The following is a 23,354-nucleotide window of genomic DNA, read 5'->3' on the forward strand; positions in this document are numbered from 1 at the left end:
CCCCTTCCCCACCCCTTCCCCGCCCCGCTAGCCCGCGGCGTCCAGCGCCTGCGTCAGGGCAGGCAAGACGTCAAACAGATCGCCCACCAGGCCGATGTCGGCCACCTGGAAGATGGGCGCGTCGGCATCCTTGTTGATGGCCACGATGGTCTTCGAATCCTTCATGCCGGCGAGGTGCTGAATCGCGCCTGAGATGCCGACGGCAATGTACAGGTCCGCGGCGACGACCTTCCCGGTCTGCCCCACCTGCGCGTCGCTGGGCGCGAAGCCGGCATCGACCGCCGCGCGCGAAGCGCCTATCGCCGCGTTGAGCTTGTCCGCGAGGGACTCCAGCAGCCGGAAGTTCTCCCTGGAGGCCATGCCGCGTCCCCCGGACACCACGACCGAGGCCGTGGTGAGTTCCGGACGGCCGCTCGTCGTCGCGGTGCCGCGGATGAACTTCGCGAGTCCCGGGCCTTCGTTCCACGACAGCGGGACGATCTCGGCGGCGACGTCGGACTGGCCCGCCGGGGCGAATCTGGTGGCGCGGACGGTGACGACCTTTTTCGCGTCGGCCGAGCGCACCACGGCGTTGGCATTGCCCGCGTAGACCGGGCGCTCGAACGTATCGGGAGAGACGACCGCGCTGATCTCCGAAATCTGCGAGACGTCGAGCAGCGCGGCCGCCCTGGGAAGGACATTCTTGCCGGCGCTGGTCGCGGCGGCGACGATGTAGTCGTAATCGGCGGCAAGCGTCACGAGCAGCGGCGCCACGTCCTCGGGAAGCTGGTTCGCCAGCGACGGCGCCTGCGCCTGGAGGACGCGCCGAACGCCCTGGAGATGCGCCGCCTGCCCGGCCGCCGCGCGGCAGTCCGCGCCGCAGACCAGGATATCGACGTCGGCGCTCATCTGCCGCGCGGCAGTGACGGCGTTGCGCGCGGCGGGATTCAGTCCTCCCGCGCCGGTCTCGGCAAAGACGAGTGCGGCCATCATGCGTCCTCCAGAACGGCGCTGATTTCACTGACCAGTTCGGCAACGCCGCGGACTTTCCGTCCGGCCTTGCGTTCTTCCGGCGGGCGCACTTCCAGGACGGACAGGCGCGGCGCCACGTCGACACCGAGGCTGTCCGGCGTCACGGACGCGATCTCTTTCTTCCTGGCCTTCATGATGCTCGGCAGCGACGCATGCCTGGGATCGTTGAGGCGCAGGTCCACGGAGACCACCGCCGGCAACGCCAGTTCGAGTTCCTCGGTGCCCGCGTCGACCTCTCGCGTGACCTGCAGGACATCCCCGGCAAGGCGCAATGCCGAGGCCGACGTGCCTTGAGGCCATCCCAGCAGCCCGGCCGCCATCTGCGCGGTCTGGTTGCAGTCGTCGTCGATGGCCTGCTTCCCCAGGAGCACGAGCCGCGGCGCTTCCCGCGCTACCAGGGCCGCGATCACCTTCGCCACGGCCAGCGGTTCCGTGGCCTGGTCCGTCTGCACCAGGATTCCGCGATCCGCGCCCATCGCCAGGGCCGTGCGTATCGTCTCGGCCGCGCGGTCGGGGCCCACGGAGAAGACGATGACCTCGGCGGCGGCGCCGGCCTCCTTGAGGCGCACGGCCTGCTCCACGGCCACTTCGTCAAACGGGTTGATGGACATCTTGACGTTGTCGGTGTCCACGCCGGAGCGGTCGGACCTGACACGGACGTTCACGTTGAAGTCCACCACCCTCTTCACGCCAACCAGGACTTTCATCTGTTGCACCGTCATACGTGGAATACGTTGAGTAGGTTGAGTACGTGGATCGAGGCTGTTCCCTAGCACTTGATGCGCAGGTTCCTGGGGTCGTAGAAGGGCGACAGGCTCGCCTGTGCGGGGATGCGCTGCCACGCCACTTCGATCTCGAAGGTGTTCCGCGCGAGCCAGTCCGCGGTGACGCCGTCGGGGTTCGTCACATACCCCATGCCCAGCGAGGCGCCGAGGCGGTGTCCGAACATGCCGGAGGTAATCGAGCCGACGATCCTGCCATCGCACCAGATCGGTTCTTCGTGATGGAGAAGCTTGCCCGGGTCCGCCAGCTGGAACTGGACCAGCCGCCTCTTGAGCGGACCGGCCGCCCTGGCCTGCCGCAGGGCGTCGTCGCCAATGAAGCCGCCCGGCTTTTCCCATGCCACGCAGAAGCCGAGACCCGCTTCGAGCGGGTTGTCCTCGATGGTGAGGTCATGCCCCCAATGCCGGTAGCCCTTCTCCGTGCGGCAGCTGTTCATGGCGTGGTAGCCGGCCAGGGTGAGGCCGAATTCGCCGCCCGCGGCGCTGAGCGTCTCGAACACATGCAGGGCGAACTCGGTCGGGATATAGAGTTCCCATCCGAGCTCCCCGACGAACGTGATCCGGCTGGCCCGCACGCGCGCGTATCCGATCTGGATTTCCCGGGAGGTGGCGAAGGGGAACGCCTCGTTGGAGAGGTCCTCTTCCGAAACCTTCTGCAACAGCGCGCGCGCGTTCGGCCCCATGACGCCAAGGACCGCCATGCCGGAAGACACGTCGGTGGCGACGCAGCGGCAGTCGGCGGGAATGTTCCGCTCGAGCCAGGAGAAGTCCCTGGTCTGCGTGGCGCCGGCGGTCACGACGAGGTAGGACCGGGGACCGGTGCGGGTGATGGTCAGGTCCGCCTCGATGCCGCCGTGCGGGTTGAGCCACTGGGTGTACACCATCTTGCCCACGGGGACGTCGACATCGGACACCGAGATCCGGTTCAGCGCCCGCGTCGCATCGGGACCCTGCACGAGGAATTTGGCGAACGACGTCTGATCGAACAGCGCGACCGCGTCGCGGACCGCGCGGCATTCGCGCGCGGCGTTCTCGGACCAGTTCTGCGGTCCCCACGAATACGCGTACTTCGCCCGCGCGCCCGGCTCGGCATACCAGTTCGCGCGTTCCCAGCCGGACACTTCGCCCATGACCGCGCCCGCCGCCACGAGGCGGTCATGCAGCGGCGAGCGGCGGGCGCCGCGGGCGGTCTCGAACTGGCGGAACGGCCAGTGCATCGCGTAGAGCAGGCCGAGGGTCTCGGTCGTGCGCTCGCGAAGATAGGTTCGCGTGCCCTGGAAGGGATGCATGCGGCGCACGTCCACGTCGGACAGGTCGACCGGCGGCCGGCGGTCGCGGATCCATTCGGCGAGCGCCTTGCCCGCGCCGCCGGAGCTCTGGATGCCGATGGAGTTGAATCCGCAGGCAACGAAGAGGTCCTTGACCTCCGCGGTTTCGCCCAGCAGATACCGGTCGTCGGGCGTGAAGCTCTCCGGGCCGTTGAAGAAGGTCTTGATCCCGGTGGTCTGCAGGACGGGAACCCGCTCCGCGGCGCTCGTCAGGATCGGCTCGAAGTGGTCGAAGTCGTCGGGCAGGGCATCGAAGCAGAAATCCTCGGGGATGCCCTTCATCCCCCAGGGCTTCGCCACGGGTTCGAACGCGCCCAGCAGGAGTTTCCCGGCGTCTTCCTTGTAGTAGGCGCATTCGTCGGGCACGCGCAGGACCGGAAGATTGCCGGGCAGGCCGTCGATGGCTTCGGTCACGATGTAGAAGTGCTCCGCGGCATGGAGCGGGATCGACACGCCGACCTGCGCCGCCAGTTCCCGGGACCACATGCCGGCGGCAAGCACCACGGTGCCGGCCTTGATGACGCCTTCTTCGGTCTGCACGCCGACCGCCTTGCCGTTCTCGACGAGCAGCTTCTCGACCTTCAGGTTCTCCACGACCTTGGCGCCGCGCATGCGGGCCCCCTTGGCGAAGGCCTGGGTGATGTCGGTGGGGTTTGCCTGCCCGTCCTTGGGCAGGAACACGCCGCCCACGGCGTCCTTGAGGTCGAGCATGGGCCACAGCCCCTTGATGTCGGACGGGCCGACGACCTGCACATCGAGGCCGAAGTTCTTCGCCATCGACGCGCCGCGCCTGAGCTCTTCGAAGCGGGCCGCATTGAGCGCCAGGCTGATCGAGCCATTCTGCTTGAAGCCGGTGGCCTGCCCGGTTTCGCGCTCGAGCTCGTAGAGCAGGTCGGACGTGTACTTTGCCAGCTCCGTCATTTGCCGGCTGTTCCGCAACTGGCCGATGAGGCCGGCGGCGTGCCAGGTCGTGCCGCAAGTCAGTTGCCTGCGCTCGAGCAGGACGACATCGGTGATGCCGAGCCTGGTCAGGTGGTATGCGATCGAGCATCCCACGATACCGCCACCGACGATGACGACTTCTGCCTGGGCAGGAACTCTGTTTGCCATGAATGGATCCTTGTGGTTCCGAGAAGTCCCGACGCAAGGCTTCACCACGCCGCGCTCCCGGAAGATGCCTTGCCGGGCACCGTTCCACGCGGTCCCCGGGCGCATGCCGCGGGCGCGGATGTTGCGTTGGTCAGGTCCAGAATTTCTTTTGATGACTATAAATCTACAAAAAACTTCTCGCAAGAAAAATTTAGTGATATATTTTTTTCTCACAAGGAATCAGAAAAATCCGGCCGACCAACCCTCTTTCATCCGCCAACGCCCATGCAATCCCATTCCCCAGCACGCCAAGCGTCCGTCCCCAGCTCCTATGTGCTCAAGGTGGCGTGTCCCGGCACGCGCGGCATCGTCGCCGCCATCGGCAACTTCCTTGCGGACCGGGGCTGCAACATCACGGAGATGGCCCAGTACGACGACGAGAACCAGGGCCGCTACTTTTCCCGGGTCGTGTTCCGCACGGACACCACTCCGGCGCCCTCGCTGGAGGAGCTGCGCGACGCGTTCAAGGCGACCGCGGCACGTTTCGACATGGAGTGGAACCTGCGGTCCCGGGACGAGCGGGCGCGGGTCCTCGTGATGGTGTCGAAGTTCGACCACTGCCTGGAAGATCTGCTGTATCGCCAGCGGACGGGAGAGCTGCCCATGACCATCACCGCGGTGGTGTCGAACCACGAGGCCCTCAGGCATCTCGTGGAGCGGCACGACATCCCGTTCCACGTCCTGCCCGTGACGCCCGAGACGAAGTCGGAACAGGAAGCCAGACTGCTGCAGCTCGTCGCGCAGACGCGCAGCGAGCTGGTGGTGCTGGCGCGCTACATGCAGGTGCTGTCGGACGAGCTGTGCCGCGCGCTGTCCGGCAAAGCGATCAACATCCACCACTCGTTCCTGCCCGGGTTCAAGGGCGCGAAGCCGTATCACCAGGCATACGAGCGCGGCGTGAAGCTGATCGGCGCAACGGCGCACTACGTCACCGGCGACCTCGACGAGGGCCCCATCATCGAACAGGTCGTGGAGCGCGTCGATCACGTCTTTGGCCCCGACCTGCTGGTCGCGGCCGGACGGGACTCCGAAAAGGTGGCGCTCGCGCGCGCCGTGAAATTCCATATCGAGAGCCGCGTATTCCTGAACGGCAACAAGACGGTCGTCTTCAGGTAAGCGACGAACGGGCCGCGGTGGCTGCCGCGCCCCGGCGTCGGGAAGCCAGCCCGAAGGGTTGACCTCCCGAAGCCCCGCGCGCGTCCGGTCCCGGCCTTACCAGCCGAGCGCCGACGAAGCGGCCCGCCGGGGATCCGCGCCGGCCTCGTACACGCCGCGCTCGAGGTCGTGCCGCACCGTGCAGACCCCGCCCGCGCGCCAGAGGCGGTCCGGCCAGATGACCACCTCATGCCCCAGGTCCGAAAGCGCCTGCGCCGTGGCCTGCGCGATGCGGCCCTCCAGGCAGAGCCGGCCGGGAAAGGCCTTGTGCGGGGAAAACGAGTCCGGATGGCTGTACGTGATGAAGCGCGGGGCTTCGATGGCGGTCTGCGGATCCATGCCGAAGACTTCCATATTGAGAAGGACCTGGATATTGGCCTGCGTCTGGCTGTCGCCGCCCGGGCTGCCGATGGGCATGACCATTTTTCCGGGCCGCATGACCAGGGCCGGACTTGGCGTGAGCCGGGGCCGCTTCCCCGGGGCGAGGCAGGAGGCGTGCCCGCTCAGCGCCCAGGACTGCGAGCCGCGCGAAGATGGCGCGAGGCCCGTTCCCGGGATGACCGGGGTGTCGCTGCACACGTCGCTCGGGGCGATGCAGATCGCGTTGCCGGCGTGGTCGACCACGGTGACGCAGGACGTATCGAACGGGCCGCCTGCCTGGCCACCGGCGTCGCCGCTGGCGGCCGGCCGGGTGTTCGCCCCCGATGGCGGAAGACCGGGCCAGGCGCGGTCCTCGCGGATGAGCTTGCGCCTTTCGTCGGCATAGCGGTCGGACAGCAGCCAGTCGGCCGGCGTGTCGTTGAATCGCGGATCGCCATAGAATGCCTCCCGGTCCGCGAAGACCAGCTTGAGTGCTTCGGCGACGTGGTGGATATAGGCCGGGGTGTTGTGCCCCATCTGCTTGAGATCGAAACCCTTGAGCAGGTTCAGCGCCTGGCCCAGCGTCGGTCCCTGGCACCAGAAGCCGCACGCATGGATTTCCAGGTCGTGGTAGCGCGTTACCACGGGCCGTTCGAACTTCACCTCGAAGTTCGCCATGTCCTCGGGCGTGAGCCAGCCCCCGTGGGCGGCGTGGTAGCCGGTTATCTTCTGCGCGATGTCGCCCTTGTAGAAGGCGTCGCGCGCGGCCTGCAATCCCGCCAGCCGGCTGCCGCCACGCGCCAGCGCGGCATGCTCTTCGTCGATCAGATACTGGATGCTGCCGGCAAGGTCGCTCTGGACGAAAAGCGCCCCCACCGCGGGGACATCCCCGCCGGGCAGGTAGATGTCGCGGTTGGACGGCCATCGCTCGAGCTTGTGCTTCACCATCTGCAACTGCTCGTGCATGAACGGATACATCAGGAAGCCTTCGCGGGCGAAGCGCAGGGCGAAAGAAGCGACCGTGCCGAACGAAAGCGTGCCGAAGTCGCCGAGCGCCTTGATGAATGCCGCGGGCGCGGCCGGCACCACGGTTCTGAGGAGGCCCTCGGGGATCTCGCCGCCATGCGCCTTCCTGATGTGCTCGAGGCTCGCGGCCGCGGGCCACACGCCAAGGCCGTCGATCGTCACCACTTCGCGGCGGTTGGCGAGGTAGATGATCATCGGCGCGACGCCCGCGATGTTCACCTGATCGCTGTGCACCACGCCGAGCACCAGGCCCGCGGCGACGCCGGCGTCTATGGCGTTGCCTCCCGCCTCGAGTATCTGGAAGGCAGCCTGGGTGGCGAGGTAGTGGCCGGTCGACACGCAATGGCGGCGCGCGGCAATGACGGCGCGGCCCGCCTTGTACGCGCTTTCGACACTCGAGCCCGACTGGGAAACGGAATCAACCGACATAGCTCCTCGATCCTTTGCATGCTGCCCGCATCGGGCTTCGATGACGGGAATTCGAACAGGAAAAACAGCCGGTGACGGCCATCATTCGATCTTGATACCCGCGCTCTTGATCAGGGTACCTTGCTGGTCAAACTGCTGTTTCACGAACGTCTCGAAATCGCTGCCGTACCGGTTGGCGGGCTCCGTGCCGAGCGCGCGGAGCTTCTGCTGCACCTCGGGCTGGGTCAGGGCCTTCTGCAGCGCGTCGATCAGGCGTTTCGTCACGTTGGGCGGGAGGCCCGCGGGGCCCCAGATGCCCTGCCAGTTCGAGTAGCTGAAATCCTTGAGGCCGAGTTCCGCCAATGTGGGAAGCTCGGGATTGTTCAGCGTGCGGGCGGGGCTCGTGACGGCAAGCGCGCGGAGCTGGCCGCTCTTCAGGAAGGGCGCGACCGAGGGGCCCTGCTCGAACATGATCTGCACCTGGCCACCCACGAGGTCGGTAAGGGCCGGGGCACTCCCCTTGTAGGGAATGTGCCGCATCTCGATGCCCGCGGCCCGCGCGAACAGCTCCGCAGCCATATGCGAGGCAGACCCCGCGCTGTTGGTGGCGAAGTTGATCTGCCCCGGATGCGCCTTTGCGTAAGCGATGAGCTCCGGCACGGTCTTGTATGGCAGATCCTTGTTTGCGACCAGCACGAACGGAATGCTGTTGACCTGCGCGAGCGGCGTGAAGTCCTTGATCGCGTCGTTCGGCACCTTGGTCAGATGCGGAAGGATGGTATGGATCGAGGTGTTCAGGAGCAGCGTGTTGCCGTCCGGGGCCGAGCGCGCCACCGTGCCGGCCCCGATCGAGCCGCTCGCGCCGGCGCGGTTGTCGATGATCACCGTCTGGTCGAGCGCCGCGCCCAAGGCCGGCGCGACGGTCCGGGCAACGATATCGGTGGGTCCCCCGGCGGGGTAGGGCACGATGAGCCGCAGCGGCACGCCGCTTGCCGACCACGCCTGGCCCGCGAGCCCGAGGGTGAGGCCTAGGAGAATGCTGGACAACATCTGGAAAACTGGGGACCGCATCGTGAAGCTCCTTCAACGTAGCCAATCTGAACGGACGCAGCCAGGTGTGAGCTACCTGGAAGTACAAGAGAAATTCTGTGTACTCAAGTTTTCTGTGCAAAAATTATGCCACGTTTTTTTCTCAAATAGCGTGCTGATATGTTGGTTTTTTTCGTCATGCCGCACCAAACCGGGGCCGGGGGACGTGCGCGGGCGCCCGCCGCCGTGCGGCAATGGCGGAACGGCGCCCGTCGGGCGCGGGCGTCGTGACGGCCGGCGGGCATGTCCGCGCGGCATGTGGCGCGGCATGCGGCGCGCGCGATTCTCTCGCGGATCATCGGCGGGGCGAACCGGTTCACCGCGCGTGGGCGGGAAGGTCTTGCGCCGTGGCTATGGCACGAATGGCGTCCCCATGCGCGCGGCCCGGGTGGAGATGCGGGGCGCGAAGCGTGCGCTTTCGCTGCGCGGCGAGGCCGGCGCATCCGCGGCAACGCGCCGGGCTAGCCGCCCCCGCCGTCCCCGTTGCCCTCGCCGCCCTCGTTGCCCTCGCCGCGCTGGCCCAGCAGGCGGCTCAGCGGGCTGACGCCTTTCCAGGTGCGCGTGGCGATGGCCTCGCCGATCAGCCGGAGCAGGGCGTCTTCCACGGTCTTGCAGGCCAGGCTCAGGCGCGCGGAGCCCGCCACGCACAGGAACACGCGCCGCACCAGCGACGAATCGGAAATCGGCACGCAGGCGAATGCGTCCGGGTGCTCGGTCGCCAGCGCGCTCCACGGCAGGATCGTCCATCCCATGCCGGCGCGGACCGCGGCAAGCAGGACCGAGGTCGCGCTGGTTTCCGCCACGAGTTTGAGTTCGAGTCCGGCGGCGACGAACGCCCGGTCCGTCAGCACCCGGATCGAATTGGGAAAGCTCGGCAGCAGCAACGGCAGCGCCGCCATTTCAGCCAGCGTCAGCGCCGTGTCGCGCTGCGCCGGGGCGGGGCCGACGGCCATGAGGTCTTCGTCGAGCAGCGGCACCAGATGCATGTTGGGACGCTGCTGGGCATCCATCGCGATGCAGAGATCGAGCTTCTGCGCCGTCACCAGTTCCGCCAGGTCGGCGCTGCTGCCCTCGACGATCTCGACGGTCACGTCGGGGACGCTGCCGCTGACGAATTGCAGCAGCGGCACGGCCAGCACGCGGGAGGTGCTGGTGGGCAGGCCGACCCGGACGTGGCCCGACGGCACGTCGCGTCCGTGGCGCACGGCGGCGTGCGCTTCCTCCATCTGGCGCAGGACCATCTTGGCATGCCGGTACAGGATCTGGCCGGTCTCGGTGGGGCGCGCGCCGAACGGTCCGCGCACCAGCAGCTTCGCGCCCAGTTCGGCTTCGAGGTTGACCACGTGCTGGCTCAGCGACGGCTGGGCGATATGCAGCGCATCGGCTGCCGCGGTGATGCTCTCGAGTTCGACGATGCGCGCGAAATAGCGAAGCTGCCGGAAGTCCATGACGGGGACGGAGGGAAGGACGGATGCCCACTCTAGCACCTCGGGTGGCGGGCGGGCATCGGGCCGGCGCTAGCGCCCGCCGGCAGGGTCGTCGGCGGGACCCGCGGCAGGATCCGCCACCGGCACGTCGAGATGGCAACCTTCGCCGCCGCCCATCGTCAGGGTCAGCAGCGGCGGGCGGCCGAGCGGAACCGGCGGGAAATGGCCGCGGTCGGCCCCGGCGACGGACACGCGCAGGCGGCTGCCGGCCGCCAGCGTCCACGCCACCGGCAGGAGCGCGAACGTGAGCGGCACGGCGGCGCCGGGCGTCAGGAGCTCGGCCTCGGCGCGGCGGTGCGCGCGATATGGCCACGTGGTGCGGTACTCCGCGGGGCACGGCTCCAGCTTCCGGTGGGACGCGCGCAGCATGCCCTCGGTGATGTAGCGGACCGTGCCGTTCGCCTCCACCTCCGACAGATAGACGAAAAGCGCCGCGTCGGGCTGCGACGACGCCACGCGGAGATGGGCCACCACATGGCCGGCGATCGCCAGCGGCGACGCCAGCGGCGCGGAATCGAAGTGGGGCAGCGCGGCTTCGCGCCGGCCCCAGTCGGCGTAGTAGTCCTCGATGTTGAGCGCGCCCAGGCGCTCGTAGCGCGTCTGCCGGCCGGTGGTCCAGTCGAAGCTGACCTGGACGCGCACTTCCGTCGGCGCGGGCGCCGGCGTGTCGGCAAGCGTGCCGTCCCCGGCCAGGTAGAGCCGCGTGGCATCCGGCGCCGGCGGCCACGTGTCCGCCGGCTGCCAGCGGTCGTCGTGGATGCTGTGGTAGTGCACGCGGGCTTCGCGTTCGAGGCCGGTCGGCAGGCCGAGCAGGTGGTGATCGAAGAATCGCAGGACTTCGCCCAGCAGCGGGAAATCCGACGCGGCATGATGGCGCCACGGCGAGACGTTGGTGCGCGCCCCGTGGTCCCACGGGCCCAGCAGCAGGCGGCTGTCGTTCGACGGCAGCGAGAGAAAGCGCGTGATGGCGCCGTTGGCGTAGCCGCCGCCGTCGTACCAGCCCGAGATCGAATACACCGACACGTCCGGCGCGATGCCGTCGAGGTAGCGATAGGGGCTGCAGCTTCCCGAGTCGAGCGACGCGTCGTGGAACGCCGCGCCGTCGCGGAAGGCGAATTCCGGCGCCAGGTCGGCCAGCGTGAAGTTGTTGCGGTGCTCGGCGATGGCCGCCGCGACGAGCGTGCCGTCCACGTCCTCGTCGCAGCGCTCGGGGCCCGCGAAGCGCGGGTCGTCGAAATAAGGAAACCCGGCCACCAGGTCGCGGCGGTCCTGGTCTAGCGCGAGCATCAGCTCGTCGTAGGCTTCCACCCAGACCTTGGACAGCATGCCGCCCGGATAGAGCTGCTCGCTGTAGATGTCGGACACCGAGAACAGCGGCGCGATCGCCTTGACCGCGGGGTGGCCCGTGCTGGCGAGAAAGCACGCGGCGGCGCCCAGGTAGGAAATGCCCGTGGAGCCGATCTTCCCGTTCGACCAGGGCTGGCCGGCGATCCATTCGGCCACTTCGTAATAGTCGTCGCGCTCGGTGGGCGAGCGCAGCGCGTCGCGCGTGCCGAAGCTCGCGCCGGTGCCGCGCACGTCCACCACCACGACCGCATAGCCCCTGGGCACGAATGCGTCGCGGTACTTCGCGGTATTGGGGCTGGGCTCGGCGCCCGCGCCCGACAGGCGGAAGCGCCGGTAGTACGGCGTGAAGATGACGACGGTCGGGAACGTCCGCGGCGCGGCTTGGCCCGGCAGCGGCTGCGGGACGTAGATGTCGGCGGCGAGGCGGCAGCCGTCCCGCATCGGCAGGTAGCGCGACGCCGGGCGGGCCGGAACGGAGAAGGTGGACGGGCGGCTTGCCAGGTAGGCGGACGGTGGCGTCAGCCACGCGTTGCCGCGGGTATCGATGTCGGACATGACTTGTGCGCTCTTGCGTGAGGGCCGAGGGCCCGGGGAGGGCCCGGGATGACGGCAGTCATGGTACGGAGCGCGGCGCGCCATCCGGAAAGACGAAATTCCGATCCGGTCATAGGCTGGTCCTATGACGATGCGGTTTCGTGGGCGCCCGCGCGCCGGAGCATGACTGGCCTCGCGCATTCGCGCACTCGTTCTGTGCGCCGCGCCGCGGGGCTGCATTGCAATGGCGCGTCCGTGCCCCACCGCCGGGCAGGCGCGTCATGGTTTCCCGGGGGCATAGCCTTTGCCTATGTTGGCATCGACAATCCGTATTGGTTGTTCGGCGTGCGTATCCATACCATCGCTATGAAAATTCCGTGATTGGCTTCGCTTCGATGGGAGAGTGTTGATGTACCGACGTTTGATTGCTTCTGCGTTCATTGCCTCGGCGGCCATGTGTCATGGCGCCGCGCAGGCCGAGGATGCGTTTCCGAGCCGGCCGATCCGGATGATCGTGCCGCAGTCCGCGGGCTCGGGCGGCGACGTCGTGGCGCGGCTGCTTTCCGACCGCCTGTCGCAGGACCTCGGGCAGACCATCGTCGTCGACAACCGGCCGGGCGCGAACGGCATCGTCGCCATGAGCACGGTCGCCAAGGCGCAGCCGGATGGCTATACCGTGCTGCTCACGGGCGTGTCGCAGATCAGCTTCAACCCGCACCTGTATGCGTCGCTGCCGTACAACCCGCAGAAGGACTACACGTTCATCTCGCCGGTCGTCGACACGCCATTCGTGCTGGTGGCCAGCAAGGCCAGCGGCATCACGTCGGCGCGGAGCTTCATCGACAAGGCCCGGCAGAAGCCGGGCGGACTGACGTTCAGCAGCGCCGGCGTCGGCAACTCCACGCACCTGGCGATGGAAGTGGTGGCGGACAAGCTGGACCTGAAGATGACCCACGTCGCCTACAAGGGCTCCGGTCCGGCGCTGACCGGCGTGGTGGCGGGCGAGGTGGATGCGATGGTCAGCGTGCTCGGCGCGGCGCTGCCGCAGGTGACGGGAGGGACGGTGGTGCCGGTCGCGATCGTCGGGCCGCACCGCGTCAAGGAGCTGCCGAACGTGCCGACGCTGAAGGAGGCCGGCATCGACGCGCCGCTCATGCCGAGCTGGTACGCGCTGGTGGGCCCGGCCGGCATGGACCCGAAGGTCGTGACCCGCCTGAACGCCGCCGTGCAGTCCGCGCTGGCGGACCCGCAGATCAAGGCAAAGCTGGCTTCGCTCTACCTCTTCCCGGTCGTGGGCTCGGCCGAGGCCATCAGGCAGCGCGCCGTGTCCGAGTCGAAGGTCTGGGGCGACTTCATCCGCAAGCGGGGCATCCAGAGTTCGTGACGCGGCGCGCGGGGGGCGCCCGCGCTTCGCGTCGACGCGCGCTGCCTCGCGTCGCGCGCGCCGGGCGCTCAGGCGTTGAACAGCACCGACGCCACCCGGCCGGCCGCGGCCTCCAGCAGCGGGCGCCGGGCCAGCATCTCGTCGAGCGGCAGCCGCGCGCTGGGCGCGTGGACCGCGAGTCCCGCCAGCACCTTGCCCGCCGCGTCGCGCACCGGCACCGCCATCGCGTTGAGGCCGAGCGAGTCTTCCTCCTGGTTGATGGCGTAACCCTGGCTGCGGATCTGCGCCAGCGCGGCTTCGAGCGCCGGCACGGTGGCGAGCGTATTGCGCGTGTAGGCGGTCAGCGCGAGGCGCGGCAGCAGCTCGCGGCGCTGCGCGCCGGACAGGTGGGCGAGCAGCAGCTTGCCGATCGCGGTGCAGTGGGACGGCACGCGGCTGCCCGGGCGCAGCTGCACGCGCAGCGGCCAGTGGCATTCGACGCGGTCGACGTACAGGACTTCCTCCCCGTCGAGCACGCCGATGTTGCAGGTCTCGCCGATCTCGTCCACCAGCTCGGTGAGGATCTGGCGCGTGGCCAGCGACTGGCGCGGCGCCGACAGCGCCGCCACGCCGAGCTGGCGCAGGCGGGCGCCGAAGATGAAGCGGTCGCCGCCGGCCTCGCGCGCGAGCAGGTCCAGCTCCTCGAGCTGGCGCACGATGCGGTGCACGGTCTGCTTCGGCATGCCGGTGAATTCGGCCAGTTCGGCCAGGCTCAGGCCGCGCACCTGCTCTCCCAGCGTCTCCAGGATGCCCACCGCCTTTTCGAGCGCCGAACCCGTGGTGCGGGCGCGCTCCTGGTCTTCCATATCCATCATCAACAAGATCCTATCGCCACAAAGGCGCCAGCGTCAGCAGCGCGGACGCGAACAATACCAGCAATACGTAACGGCGGAAGCCGGCCGCGCCGGCCAGCGCGAACAGCCGTTCCCCGGCCAGATGGCCGCCCACCATGCCCGCGGTGGCGATCGCGTAGCTGCCCGGCGCCATGACGCCGAAGGCGCCATGCCACCCCAGCGTGGCGACCGACACCAGCCCGAGGATCAGGAACACCGAGGTGGCGGTGAGCCGGATGGTACGCGGGTCGAGCCCGGGCATTGCCATCAGGCCCGCCATCAGCGGCGGCCCCGACACCCCGGCCATGCCCTGCGCGACGCCGGCGCACAGGCCCACCAGCAGGATGCGCGCCGGCGTCATGTTGCGGATCAAGCGCCGCCCCACCACGATGAGCGCCACCGACAGCAGCAGGATGGCCGCCAGCGCCACGCGCATCGCGGGCTCGGGCAGCCATTGCAGCAGGGCGAGCCCGGGCAGCATGCCGGCCAGCCCGCCCGCGCAGATGCGCGCGAGCAGGCGCCAGTCGATGTTGCGGTATTCGGCCGCGACCAGCGGCAGCGCGCTCAGCGTCTGGAACAGCACGGCGATGGCCACGGCCTGGGCCGGCGTCCAGACCAGCGACAGCAGCGGCACGGCGACGAGCGAGAAGCCGAGCCCCGAGACCGCCCGCACGAGCGTGCCCGAGAACACGATCAGGGTGGTCGCCGCCAGCGGCATCCAGGCCGGGCTAGCCATGAGACGCGGCGCCGAGCACGGCTTCGATGCGCGCGGCGGCGGCCAGCAGCGCCGCATCCTCGCCACGGCGGCCGATCAGTTGCAGGCCCACCGGCAGGCCGCCGTGCGTGCCCGCCGGCAGCGTCAGCGCCGGCATGCCGGCCAGCGTCCACAGCCGCTGCGGCGCGCGCGAGCCGGAGCCCTCCGGCAGCAGCGGCGCGGTGCCCACCGTGGCCGGCGCCAGCGCGATCTCGCCGGGGCGCAGCATGGCGTCGAGGCGCGCCGACAGCGCGGCCTGCTCGCGCACGGCTTCGTCGAAGCGCGCCTCGCTCACGCGCGCGCCGCGCTCGGCCATCGCCAGCAGCTTCGCCGACACCTTGTCGGGTGCCGCGCGCAGCGCGGCGCCGTGGCGCCGGGCCAGCTCGAAGGTCAGCAGCGTGTCGGTCAGGCCGGTCTCGGCGGCGGCGATGCCGGCGTCCACCGACAGCGGCGCGAGGCCGAAGCCGGCGCCGCGCAGGCGCTGGTATGCGCCGTCGAGCGTCGACGACACCGCCGCGGATACTTCCTCGCCGAACCACGGCTGCAGCACGCGCAGCGCGGGGGTGGCGCCATGCGCTGCCGTTGGCAGCGACGCCGGCGCGGCGATGCCGGCCAGCACCGCGTCCGCGGCGATCACGTCGGCCACGCGCGCGGCCAGCACGCCGGCGTGGTCGAGCCGCGCCGAGAGGCAGAGGATGCCATCGGTGGGATAGCGCCCGAAGCTCGGCTTGAACCCCACCACGCCGCAATAGGCCGCGGGGCGGATGACCGAGCCGATGGTCTGCGTGCCGAGCGCGAGCGGCACCAGCCCGGCGCCGACCGCCGCGGCGGAGCCGCTCGAGGACGCGCCCGGCGAGCGCCGCGCGTCGCGCGGATGCACGGTCGCGGCGGCCGCGGCCAGCGCGTATTCGGTGGAGGCGGTGACGCCGACCGGCACCGCGCCGGCCGCGGCCAGGCGCTGTACCAGCAGCGCATCGTGCGCGGGCCGGCGCCCCGCGTGCAGCGGTGAGCCCCACGCGCACAGCGCGCCGGCCATGTCGATGATCTCCTTCACGGCCACGGGCATGCCGTGCAGCGGGCCGCGCGCGCGCGGCGGCAGGGCGTCGAGTTCCGCCGCGCGGCGCGCGGCGCGCGCGGCATCGAGCTCGATGAAGGCGTGCAGCGTGCGGTCGCGCTGGCGCGCGCGCACCAGCGTGGCGGCGATGCGCTCGCGCACGCTGGCCGGCGCGGGCTGGAATGAATCTTGGGAAAGCATGTCGTGGTCAGTCCGATACCATCGCCGGCGCGCTGCCGTAGGTCTTGCGCAGCTCGTCGTCGAGCGCGGTCAGGATATTGGCCTCCAGTTCGCGGAAGCCGGGCGTGGCGAGCGCGCGCGGGTAGGGCAGGTCCACGCGCTGGTCGAGCTTGATGCGCCCGGGCCGGCTGGTCATGACCACCACGCGCGTGGCCAGGAACAGCGCCTCCTGCACCGAGTGCGTCACCAGCAGCACCGTCTTGCGGTGCTCGCGCCAGATGCGCAGCAGCTCCTGCTGCAGGAAGCCGCGCGTGAGCGCGTCGAGCGCGCCGAACGGCTCGTCCATCAGGATCGTGCTCGGCTCGGTGGCGAACACCCGCGCCAGCGCCACGCGCTGCTTCATGCCGCCGGAGAGCGCGTCGGGGCGCGCGTCGCCGAACTCGGCCAGCCCCACCAGTTCGAGGTAGCGGTTGGCCACCGCCTCGCGCTCCTTGCGCGGCATGCCCTGCTGGCGCAGGCCGAAGGCGATGTTGTCGCGGATGCTGAGCCACGGGAACAGCGCGTACTGCTGGAACACCATGCCGCGCCGCATGTCGGGCCGCACGACCTTGTCGCCGTCGACCAGCACCGAGCCGGCGCTGGGCGCCTCGAAGCCGGCCACGATATTGAGCAGCGTGCTCTTGCCGCAGCCCGACGGGCCGATCAGCGCGACGAACTCGCCCGCGGCGATGTCCAGCGAGACCGGGCGCAGCGCCTCGACGGCGTCGCCCGCGCGCGTGTAGTACAGCTTGGAAACGTTGTTGATGGCCACGCCCTCGCGGGGCGCGGCGGCCGCAGTGCGGTCCATGTCTTACTCCTTGAAGCCCAGCCGCTGGCCGAGAATGCGAAAGCCGGTGTCGATGAGAATGCCCAGCAACGCGATGATGACCATGCCCGCCAGCACCTGGTCCGAGCGCAGGATCTCCATGCCGTTGGCGATCAGGTAGCCCAGCCCCTTGTTGGCCGCGACCAGCTCCGCGGCGATGATCGCGGCCCAGCCGATGCCGAACGAGATGCGCAGGCCGACCAGGATGGTCGGCATGGCGGCGGGCAGGATCACCTGCCAGAACAGCCGCGCGTCCGAATTGCAGCCCAGCACGCGGCCGGCGCGCACCAGCACCGGATCGACCGCCTTGACGCCCGACACCGTGTTGAGCAGGATCGGGAAGAAGGTGGCGATGAAGATGATGAACACCTTGCCCGCCTCGCCGATGCCGAACCAGAGGATCGCCATCGGGATCCACGCCAGCGGCGAGATCGGCCGGAACAGCTCCACCAGCGGCTCCAGCACGCGCGCCAGCCGCGGCCGCGTGCCCTGCAGCAGGCCGAGCGGAATCGCCAGGCACGCCGCCAGCAGCCAGGCGGCCAGCACCCGGCCGAGGCTGGCGCCGATGTCGCGGAAGATCGTGCCCGACGCGAACAGGCCGTACAGCGTGCGCGCGGTCAGCTCCGGCGACGGCAGCACCGCCGGACTCGGATGGGTCAGCACGACCACGAGCTCCCACACCAGCACCACCGCGAGCATCGCGGCGAGGTAAGGGAACACGCGGCTCGCCGCCGACCGGAAAAACGAAGCCATCGGCTTCTCCTCTGAAGGAAAGTGGAAAAGGGGAATCAGGGCTTCTCGGCCGCCAGCGCCTGGCGCGCGGGCTCGGGCGCGAGCTTGGGCTCGTCGCCGTCCTGCAGGATCGCCGCCTGCTTGAGGAACGAGGCGTAGACCTTCATGGTCTGCGCGTCAGGCACCATGTCGGTCGAGTACACCGAGATGCCTTCCTTGAGCGAATACTCGATCACCTTGGGCGGGAAGCCGATTTCCTTGCTCCACATCTCCACGGCCTTCTGCGGCGTCTTGTTGATGAGCTTGATGGCGCGGATCTGCGCGGCCATGATGTCGCGCACCAGGTCGGGATGGGCATCGATGAACTCGGTGCGGCCGTAGAAGCCGTCGCCGACGTAATGGCCGTTCTTGAGCGGCAGGATCTTCTCGGCCTTCAGCAGCACGCGGGTCTTGCCGCCGGCGAGCGCCACCGAGATATGCGGGTCCCAGGTGATGCCGGCGTCCACGCTGTGCTGCTCGACCAGCGTGCCGACCTGCGAGCCGGAGGTCTTGAACAACTGCACGTCCGCCACCTTCAGGCCCGCCTTCTGCAGGGCGTTGAGCAGGAGCGGATATTGCTGGGAACCCTCGCCGGGGTAGGCGATGCGCTTGCCCTTGAGATCGGCGATCGTGTGGACCGGCGAGTCGGAGGGGACCACGATGGCGGTCTGCTCCAGGATGGTGATGCCGAGCAGCTTGACCGGCAGCCGCGCCGACGCGACCACCGCCGGCCCCATGCCCGCCGAGGCGAGGTCGAGATTGCCGGCCGCCATCGCCTGGTTCTCCGGCGCGCCGTAGGGGAAGCTGTGGAATTCGAACTTGACGTCGTACTTGGCCTCCAGCGGCGCCAGGTAGCCGGCCGCCTTGGCGATGTAGATCGGCTGGGTGGCGGGCTGGACGCCGATGTTGACGACCTGGGCGGCGCCGGCCGACAAGCTGGTGGCGATCAGCGCCAGGCCCAGAACGGCACGTGCGCGGCGGGTCATGGAACGGAGAAACATGCGGACTCCTGGCGCACGGTTTCTGGGGCGTGCGCAAATGTTGAGTGGAAATTCAAATTTTCGGGACGATACGTCTCTAAAATTTGAATTTCAATACGCAAGAGTCGGGCCAACCCGAGAAATCGCCGGAACGGCGGGGGAAACCGGCGCCGTGCGCCGAAAGCGGGAATGCGGGCCCGCCCGCAGGCCCGTTTCTGGGGCGGGATGCTGGCGCGTGGGGCGCGGCGGGCCGTGGCGCGCCGCGAAACGGGCGCAATGGGTGAAACAGGCGGAACAGGTGGAATGGGCGGAACGGGCGATCCTGCCGGTTGGGTTCTGGTTGGGTTCTCTACGCGGATGAGCGGGCCGCGCGGGCGGCGGCCATCGGGAAGAAGCGAAGAAGCGAAGACGCGCCGGGACTGCCCGCGCCAGCCGCGGCGCGGGCGGACGCGGAGCGGACCGGCCGTGGACCGGCCGCCGTCAGGCCGGCGCGAGCGCCACGCGCACGTGCTTGAGCGCGCGGAACGCTTCGAGCTGCGCCGCGGAGGCGCCGTCGTCGGTGACGAGCGTCCACGGCCGCTCGAGCGGCGTCCAGTGCTGCTGGCGCGCGCGGCCGAGCTTGGTGGCGTCCGCCAGCACGAAGATCTCGGCCGACTGGCGCACGATGCACTCCTTCAGGTAGGCCTGCTCGGCCGTGGCCTCGCACAGGCCGACGCCCGCCACCACGCCGTCGGCGCCGAGGAAGGCCTTGTCCACGCTGATGCGCGCCAGCGTCATCTGCGCCAGCGGGCCGATGGTGCCCATGCTGGACGGGCGCACGTCGCCGCCGACCAGCGTGATGCGCATGCCGGGCACGCCGGCCAGCGCGCCGACCACCAGCAGGTTGGTGGTGTAGACGTGCAGGTCCGCGCGCGCGGCCAGTTGCCGCGCCAGCGCGGTGGCGGTGCTGCCGCTGTCGAGCAGGATGGCGTCGCCGTCGTGGACGAAGCCGGCGGCGACGGCCGCGATGGCCTCTTTCTGCGCGCGCTGGATGACGTTGCGCTCTTCCAGCGGGGTTTCCGGCTCGTGCGCGCCGATCTGCGTGAGCGCCGCGGCGCCGCCGTAGGTCCGCACGATGCGGCCCTCGCGCGCGAGCGCGGCGAGGTCGCGGCGCACCGTGGCTTCGGACACGCCGAGGCTGCCGGTAAGCTGCTCGACGCTCGATTCGCTGCCTGACAGCACGAGTTCGAGGATGGCACGGCGGCGATCGGCGGCGTTCATTGGCGGCGGGGGCATCGGCAAGGTGGCGGGCAAAGCGAAATCATACAGCCACCGGCGCCGTCCGCCCGCGCCGCCGCTCAGCCCCGGCGCGTGGCCAGCTCCGCGCCCTGGCGCAGCGCCTCGAGCAGGCTGCGCTCGTCGGCGATGCCCTTGCCGGCGATGTCGAACGCGGTGCCGTGGTCGACCGAGGTGCGGATGACCGGCAGCCCCACGGTGATGTTGACGCCCGCTTCCAGGCCCAGCACCTTGACCGGGCCGTGGCCCTGGTCGTGGTACATCGCCACCACCAGGTCGAAATCGCCGCGCCCGGCGCGGAAGAACAGGGTGTCGGCCGGCAGCGGGCCTTCCACGTTCCAGCCGCGCTCGCGCAGCGCCAGCACCGCGGGAATGATCTTCTCTTCTTCCTCGCCGCAGCCGAACAGCCCGTTCTCGCCCGCGTGCGGGTTGATGCCGCACACGCCGATGCGCGGCTCGGCGATGCCGGCGCGCACCAGCGTCTCGTGGCCGCGCTCGATGGTCCGCTGCACCAGCCCGGTGTCGATCTTGCGGATCGCGTGGAGCAGGCCGATGTGGGTGGTCACGTGGATCACGCGCAGGTTCGGCGCCACCAGCATCATCGACACTTCCGGCGTGCCGGTCAGGTGCGCCAGCATCTCGGTGTGGCCCGGGAACTTGTGGCCGCCCGCGTGCAGCGCTTCCTTGTTCAGCGGCGCGGTGCAGATGGCGTCGATCTGGTCCTGCTGCGTCAGCGCCACGGCCCGCTCGATATAGCGGAACGCGGCGTCGCCGGCGACCGGCGAGAGCTTGCCGAACGGCAGGTCGGCCGGAATCAGGCCGAGGTCGATGCAGTCCACCGTGCCTTGCGCGTATTGCGCCTGGGCCGGGTTGTCGATCGCGCGCACGGCGAGCGGGCTGCCGACCAGCTTGCCGGCCAGCTCGAGCCGCCTGGCGTCGCCGATGACGAGCGGGCGCGACTGGGCGTAGACGCTGGCGTGCGCCAGGCTCTTCATGATCACTTCAGGCCCGACGCCACTGGCATCGCCCATGGTGATGCCGATGATGGGGAGGTAATCGCTCATGTTTCGCTTCAGGTTCGTGGTTGGCGTCGACGCCAACCGGGGGTCATTGTCTGGTCGTCCCGCGCGCGCGGCTCAGGCCTCGCGCACGGCCTGCCATGCGAGCCACAGCGCGGCCTCGCTGCCGAACGCGCCGGCCTTGGTCACTACGCGCCGGGCCGGCCCGCCGAGCGTCTTCGAGAGCGGCACGCCGGGCTCGATCTCGCGCACCAGCGCCAGCGCGCGGATTCCGGCGGCTTCCAGCATCGCGCGCGCGGTCTCGCCGCCGGTGGCGATCAGGCTGCCCACGCAATGGAAATGCGGCGCGATCAGGCTGGCCAGGGCCGCGCTCAGGCGCGGGCCTTCGTCCGCGCTGAAGTGTTCGTCGCGGCCGATGCCGGCCAGCACGTCGTGCCCGGCGAGCAGCGGCAGCGCCACGCGGTCCTGCCAGCGGGCCCAGTCCGCATGCGCGGGGCCGGCGCGCAGCACCTGCGGCGGGATCACCACGCTTTCGACCTGGCCGCGCTCGCACAGGCACGCCGCCTGCCGCGCCGAGACGCCCGACAGGCTGCCCACCAGCGTCAGCACCGGGCCGCGCACGGGCGGCAGCGGCGCGTTGCCGTGGCTTGCCTGCGCCGCCCGCGTGTGCGCGTCGCCGGCCGACAGCGCGCGCGCCATGCCGCCCGAGCCGACCCAGAAGGCCGGCACGCCGAGGTCCGCGCTGGCGGCCGCGAGCCTGTCGAGATCGTCCTGCGTCTGCGCGTCGCAGATCACCGCCTGCACGCCCTGGCGGGCCAGCGCGGCGAGGCGGTCGCGCAGGGTGTCGGCGCAGCGCATGGCGCCGCCGGTCTCCAGCCGTTCGGCGCGCAGGCCCTGCGCGGCCAGCAGCGCGGTGACGTCCGCGCGGCCGGCGAGCCCTTCCAGGCGCCAGATGTCGGTGGTTTCGAGCGGCTCGCCATGCACGTACACGCAGCCGTCGCGCAGGGTGCGGCCGGCGTCCGGGAACGCCGGCGCGACGATGGCCAGCCCGGCGACGCGCTGCAGCGCCGCGGTTTCCGCCGCCCAGTTGCCGCGCAGCGTGGAATCGATCTTCTTGTACAGGCGCCGTCCGGCGCCGCCGAAGCGGTTCCAGGCGGCGACGTTGCGCGCCGCGGCGGTGGCCGGGTCCTGGCGCCGGCTGTCGACGTCGGCCGCGATCACGTCGGCCTGGAACGCGGGGCCGGCGTGGGCGTCGAGCGTCACGACCGTGCTGGTGCTGGGCGACGTGAACCCGATCGCGCAGTCGGCCGCGCCGGACAGGTCGTCGGCGATGACGAGCCAGCTCACGGCGCGCTCCGCGCGGCGCCCGCGGGTGCCGCCAGCGCGCCGCGCCGGGCCACCCAGGCGGTCAGCACCGGGGTCAGGATCGCCGTCACCACCACGCACGCGGCAACCAGCAGCGTGGCGCTCTTGGCGGCCTCGGTGTAGACCGGATTGGCCGCCGCGATCAGGGTCGGCACCGCGGCGGCGTTGCCGGCCGTGCTGGCCGCCGCCACGCCCGCCACGCCGTTGCCGCCGCTCAGGCGGTCGGCCAGGTAGAGCGTGGTCCCGGTGATGGCCACCACCGCGATGCCCAGGCCGATGCCGAGCATGCCGGCCTGCCACACCTTGTGCAGGTCGAGGCTGGCGCCGAGGGCCAGCGCGAAGAACGGGATCATGACCGGCACCGCGCGCGAGAGGAAGTCGCGCATCTCGCGGTCCAGGTTGCCGAGCAGCATGCCCAGCAGCAGCGGCAGGATGCTGCCGACCATCGTCGGCCAGGGGAACGCGGCCAGCCCGGCCACGCCCAGCGTCACCATCGTCAGGAACGGCCCCGATTCGAGCGACATGATGCTGTAGGCGCCCACGTCCTCGGGGCGTCCGTATTGCCCCATCAGCGCCATGTACAGGCCGCCGTTGGTGTCGTTCATGGCGGCCACCACGGCGAGCGTCGACAGGCCGGCGAACACGCCCGCGGAAACCGGCGATTCGCCGAGGAAATGGCCCAGGATCACGCCGAGCAGCACGGCGGTGCCGACCTTGGTGCCGAACAGCACGCCGCCCTTCTTGAGGATGTAGGGCGTGGCCTTGATATTGATGCTCGCGCCCATGCAGACGTAGAACACCGCCAGCACCGGCAGCGCGCCGGTAAACAGCGCGCCGGTGAACGAGCCGAAGAACTTGGGTGTGTCGGGCGCGAACGTCGCCACCAGGGAGCCGATCAGCAGCGGCACGATCATCATGCCGCCGGGAACGCGCTCGATCGCGCGCTTGATTCGTATCTGCATCATTGTCTCCTGTCGCTTTTTGTGCGTATCAGTCGTGTTGACGATGATCGATTCAATCATCGTGTGACCGGAATTCTAGGACAGTGCGCGAATTTTGACTAGTTCAATCACAAATTGTGATTGAATCGATCATTTTGGCCGGACGATGCGGACGGCGCCCGGAGCCGAAGCGAGCGCGGCCGTCCGGGGGACGGCCG

The 23,354-nt window shown here is 69.8% G+C and carries 19 protein-coding genes; 2 read left to right on the forward strand and 17 right to left on the reverse strand.

Annotated elements, in window-relative coordinates; translation table 11 throughout:
* Nucleotides 1–27 precede the first annotated feature (27 nt).
* The 3 genes from K206_RS0109440 to K206_RS0109450 all read right to left on the reverse strand — a co-directional run bounded on the left by K206_RS0109440 (nt 28) and on the right by K206_RS0109450 (nt 4,231).
* Nucleotides 28–969, reverse strand: coding sequence for an electron transfer flavoprotein subunit alpha/FixB family protein (locus K206_RS0109440; protein WP_029043412.1), 942 nt, complete (start codon nt 967–969; stop codon nt 28–30).
* Nucleotides 969–1,718: an electron transfer flavoprotein subunit beta/FixA family protein gene (locus K206_RS0109445; RefSeq protein ID WP_029043413.1), complete on the reverse strand. Its 750-nt coding sequence runs from the start codon at nt 1,716–1,718 to the stop codon at nt 969–971. The genes K206_RS0109440 and K206_RS0109445 overlap by 1 nt, the downstream gene beginning before the upstream one ends.
* Nucleotides 1,719–1,780: 62 nt before the next feature.
* Nucleotides 1,781–4,231 (reverse strand): FAD-dependent oxidoreductase, encoded by a 2,451-nt coding sequence (locus K206_RS0109450; RefSeq protein ID WP_029043414.1) that lies wholly within the window; start codon nt 4,229–4,231, stop codon nt 1,781–1,783.
* A 264-nt stretch (nt 4,232–4,495) separates the two neighbouring features.
* On the opposite strand from K206_RS0109450, the gene purU reads away from it, so the two are divergent.
* Nucleotides 4,496–5,386: a formyltetrahydrofolate deformylase gene (purU, locus tag K206_RS0109455; protein ID WP_052165831.1), complete on the forward strand. Its 891-nt coding sequence runs from the start codon at nt 4,496–4,498 to the stop codon at nt 5,384–5,386.
* A gap of 96 nt (nt 5,387–5,482) precedes the next feature.
* Here the strand turns inward: purU and K206_RS0109460 are convergent, their stop codons facing one another.
* The 4 genes from K206_RS0109460 to K206_RS0109475 form a co-directional block, all read right to left on the reverse strand.
* On the reverse strand, nt 5,483–7,240 hold the full coding sequence (locus tag K206_RS0109460; RefSeq protein ID WP_020202172.1) for a gamma-glutamyltransferase family protein: 1,758 nt from the start codon (nt 7,238–7,240) through the stop codon (nt 5,483–5,485).
* An 81-nt stretch (nt 7,241–7,321) separates the two neighbouring features.
* Nucleotides 7,322–8,269, reverse strand: coding sequence for a tripartite tricarboxylate transporter substrate binding protein (locus tag K206_RS0109465; RefSeq protein WP_020202173.1), 948 nt, complete (start codon nt 8,267–8,269; stop codon nt 7,322–7,324).
* 500 nt (nt 8,270–8,769) lie between these two features.
* Nucleotides 8,770–9,756, reverse strand: a complete 987-nt coding sequence (locus K206_RS0109470; protein ID WP_020202174.1) for a LysR substrate-binding domain-containing protein — start codon at nt 9,754–9,756, stop codon at nt 8,770–8,772.
* Nucleotides 9,757–9,825: 69 nt separating this feature from the next.
* Nucleotides 9,826–11,697, reverse strand: coding sequence for a CocE/NonD family hydrolase (locus K206_RS0109475; RefSeq protein ID WP_020202175.1), 1,872 nt, complete (start codon nt 11,695–11,697; stop codon nt 9,826–9,828).
* A 388-nt stretch (nt 11,698–12,085) separates the two neighbouring features.
* Here K206_RS0109475 and K206_RS0109480 point away from each other — a divergent pair, with 388 nt between their 5' ends.
* Nucleotides 12,086–13,060 (forward strand): tripartite tricarboxylate transporter substrate binding protein, encoded by a 975-nt coding sequence (locus tag K206_RS0109480; protein WP_029043416.1) that lies wholly within the window; start codon nt 12,086–12,088, stop codon nt 13,058–13,060.
* A 68-nt stretch (nt 13,061–13,128) separates the two neighbouring features.
* Here K206_RS0109480 and K206_RS0109485 read toward each other — a convergent pair whose 3' ends face one another.
* The 10 genes from K206_RS0109485 to K206_RS0109530 all read right to left on the reverse strand — a co-directional run bounded on the left by K206_RS0109485 (nt 13,129) and on the right by K206_RS0109530 (nt 23,160).
* The gene (locus tag K206_RS0109485) at nt 13,129–13,914 is read right to left on the reverse strand and encodes an IclR family transcriptional regulator (RefSeq protein ID WP_020202177.1); all 786 of its coding nucleotides are present in this window, start codon (nt 13,912–13,914) and stop codon (nt 13,129–13,131) included.
* A gap of 10 nt (nt 13,915–13,924) precedes the next feature.
* Nucleotides 13,925–14,668: a sulfite exporter TauE/SafE family protein gene (locus tag K206_RS0109490; RefSeq protein ID WP_196812858.1), complete on the reverse strand. Its 744-nt coding sequence runs from the start codon at nt 14,666–14,668 to the stop codon at nt 13,925–13,927.
* The gene (locus K206_RS37875; protein ID WP_020202179.1) at nt 14,661–15,941 is read right to left on the reverse strand and encodes an amidase; all 1,281 of its coding nucleotides are present in this window, start codon (nt 15,939–15,941) and stop codon (nt 14,661–14,663) included. Before K206_RS37875 ends, K206_RS0109490 begins: the two co-directional genes overlap by 8 nt.
* Nucleotides 15,942–15,948: 7 nt before the next feature.
* Entirely contained in the window at nt 15,949–16,767 is an 819-nt protein-coding gene (locus K206_RS0109500) for an ABC transporter ATP-binding protein (protein WP_020202180.1), read from the reverse strand.
* A 3-nt stretch (nt 16,768–16,770) separates the two neighbouring features.
* Nucleotides 16,771–17,538 carry an ABC transporter permease gene (locus tag K206_RS0109505; RefSeq protein ID WP_020202181.1) on the reverse strand — a complete coding sequence of 256 codons (768 nt, stop codon included), beginning with the start codon at nt 17,536–17,538 and terminating at the stop codon, nt 16,771–16,773.
* Between the two features lie 35 nt (nt 17,539–17,573).
* Nucleotides 17,574–18,557, reverse strand: a complete 984-nt coding sequence (locus K206_RS0109510) for an ABC transporter substrate-binding protein (protein WP_155888015.1) — start codon at nt 18,555–18,557, stop codon at nt 17,574–17,576.
* A 459-nt stretch (nt 18,558–19,016) separates the two neighbouring features.
* Nucleotides 19,017–19,796, reverse strand: a complete 780-nt coding sequence (locus tag K206_RS0109515; RefSeq protein WP_020202183.1) for a DeoR/GlpR family DNA-binding transcription regulator — start codon at nt 19,794–19,796, stop codon at nt 19,017–19,019.
* 77 nt (nt 19,797–19,873) lie between these two features.
* The gene (gene pdxA, locus K206_RS44280) at nt 19,874–20,875 is read right to left on the reverse strand and encodes a 4-hydroxythreonine-4-phosphate dehydrogenase PdxA (protein WP_020202184.1); all 1,002 of its coding nucleotides are present in this window, start codon (nt 20,873–20,875) and stop codon (nt 19,874–19,876) included.
* A gap of 72 nt (nt 20,876–20,947) precedes the next feature.
* On the reverse strand, nt 20,948–22,177 hold the full coding sequence (locus tag K206_RS44285; protein ID WP_020202185.1) for a four-carbon acid sugar kinase family protein: 1,230 nt from the start codon (nt 22,175–22,177) through the stop codon (nt 20,948–20,950).
* Entirely contained in the window at nt 22,174–23,160 is a 987-nt protein-coding gene (locus K206_RS0109530; RefSeq protein ID WP_029043417.1) for a 2-keto-3-deoxygluconate permease, read from the reverse strand. The genes K206_RS44285 and K206_RS0109530 overlap by 4 nt, the downstream gene beginning before the upstream one ends.
* Nucleotides 23,161–23,354 lie beyond the last annotated feature (194 nt).

Origin of the sequence: Cupriavidus sp. WS, from assembly GCF_000395345.1 — a bacterium.
Lineage (GTDB): Bacteria > Pseudomonadota > Gammaproteobacteria > Burkholderiales > Burkholderiaceae > Cupriavidus > Cupriavidus basilensis_B.

What these genes read in the sequence shown, in the direction of transcription:
- K206_RS0109480 (WP_029043416.1), top strand. Translation starts at nt 12,086, where the DNA reads ATGTACCGACGTTTGATTGCTTCTGCGTTCATTGCCTCGGCGGCCATG.
- pdxA (WP_020202184.1), bottom strand. Translation starts at nt 20,875, where the DNA reads ATGAGCGATTACCTCCCCATCATCGGCATCACCATGGGCGATGCCAGT.
- K206_RS0109515 (WP_020202183.1), bottom strand. Translation starts at nt 19,796, where the DNA reads ATGAACGCCGCCGATCGCCGCCGTGCCATCCTCGAACTCGTGCTGTCA.
- K206_RS0109505 (WP_020202181.1), bottom strand. Translation starts at nt 17,538, where the DNA reads ATGGCTTCGTTTTTCCGGTCGGCGGCGAGCCGCGTGTTCCCTTACCTC.
- K206_RS37875 (WP_020202179.1), bottom strand. Translation starts at nt 15,941, where the DNA reads ATGCTTTCCCAAGATTCATTCCAGCCCGCGCCGGCCAGCGTGCGCGAG.
- K206_RS0109465 (WP_020202173.1), bottom strand. Translation starts at nt 8,269, where the DNA reads ATGTTGTCCAGCATTCTCCTAGGCCTCACCCTCGGGCTCGCGGGCCAG.
- K206_RS0109490 (WP_196812858.1), bottom strand. Translation starts at nt 14,668, where the DNA reads ATGGCTAGCCCGGCCTGGATGCCGCTGGCGGCGACCACCCTGATCGTG.
- K206_RS0109470 (WP_020202174.1), bottom strand. Translation starts at nt 9,756, where the DNA reads ATGGACTTCCGGCAGCTTCGCTATTTCGCGCGCATCGTCGAACTCGAG.
- K206_RS0109460 (WP_020202172.1), bottom strand. Translation starts at nt 7,240, where the DNA reads ATGTCGGTTGATTCCGTTTCCCAGTCGGGCTCGAGTGTCGAAAGCGCG.
- K206_RS0109445 (WP_029043413.1), bottom strand. Translation starts at nt 1,718, where the DNA reads ATGAAAGTCCTGGTTGGCGTGAAGAGGGTGGTGGACTTCAACGTGAAC.
- K206_RS0109500 (WP_020202180.1), bottom strand. Translation starts at nt 16,767, where the DNA reads ATGGACCGCACTGCGGCCGCCGCGCCCCGCGAGGGCGTGGCCATCAAC.
- K206_RS0109530 (WP_029043417.1), bottom strand. Translation starts at nt 23,160, where the DNA reads ATGATGCAGATACGAATCAAGCGCGCGATCGAGCGCGTTCCCGGCGGC.
- K206_RS0109440 (WP_029043412.1), bottom strand. Translation starts at nt 969, where the DNA reads ATGGCCGCACTCGTCTTTGCCGAGACCGGCGCGGGAGGACTGAATCCC.
- K206_RS0109510 (WP_155888015.1), bottom strand. Translation starts at nt 18,557, where the DNA reads ATGTTTCTCCGTTCCATGACCCGCCGCGCACGTGCCGTTCTGGGCCTG.
- K206_RS0109475 (WP_020202175.1), bottom strand. Translation starts at nt 11,697, where the DNA reads ATGTCCGACATCGATACCCGCGGCAACGCGTGGCTGACGCCACCGTCC.
- K206_RS0109450 (WP_029043414.1), bottom strand. Translation starts at nt 4,231, where the DNA reads ATGGCAAACAGAGTTCCTGCCCAGGCAGAAGTCGTCATCGTCGGTGGC.
- K206_RS0109485 (WP_020202177.1), bottom strand. Translation starts at nt 13,914, where the DNA reads ATGATGGATATGGAAGACCAGGAGCGCGCCCGCACCACGGGTTCGGCG.
- purU (WP_052165831.1), top strand. Translation starts at nt 4,496, where the DNA reads ATGCAATCCCATTCCCCAGCACGCCAAGCGTCCGTCCCCAGCTCCTAT.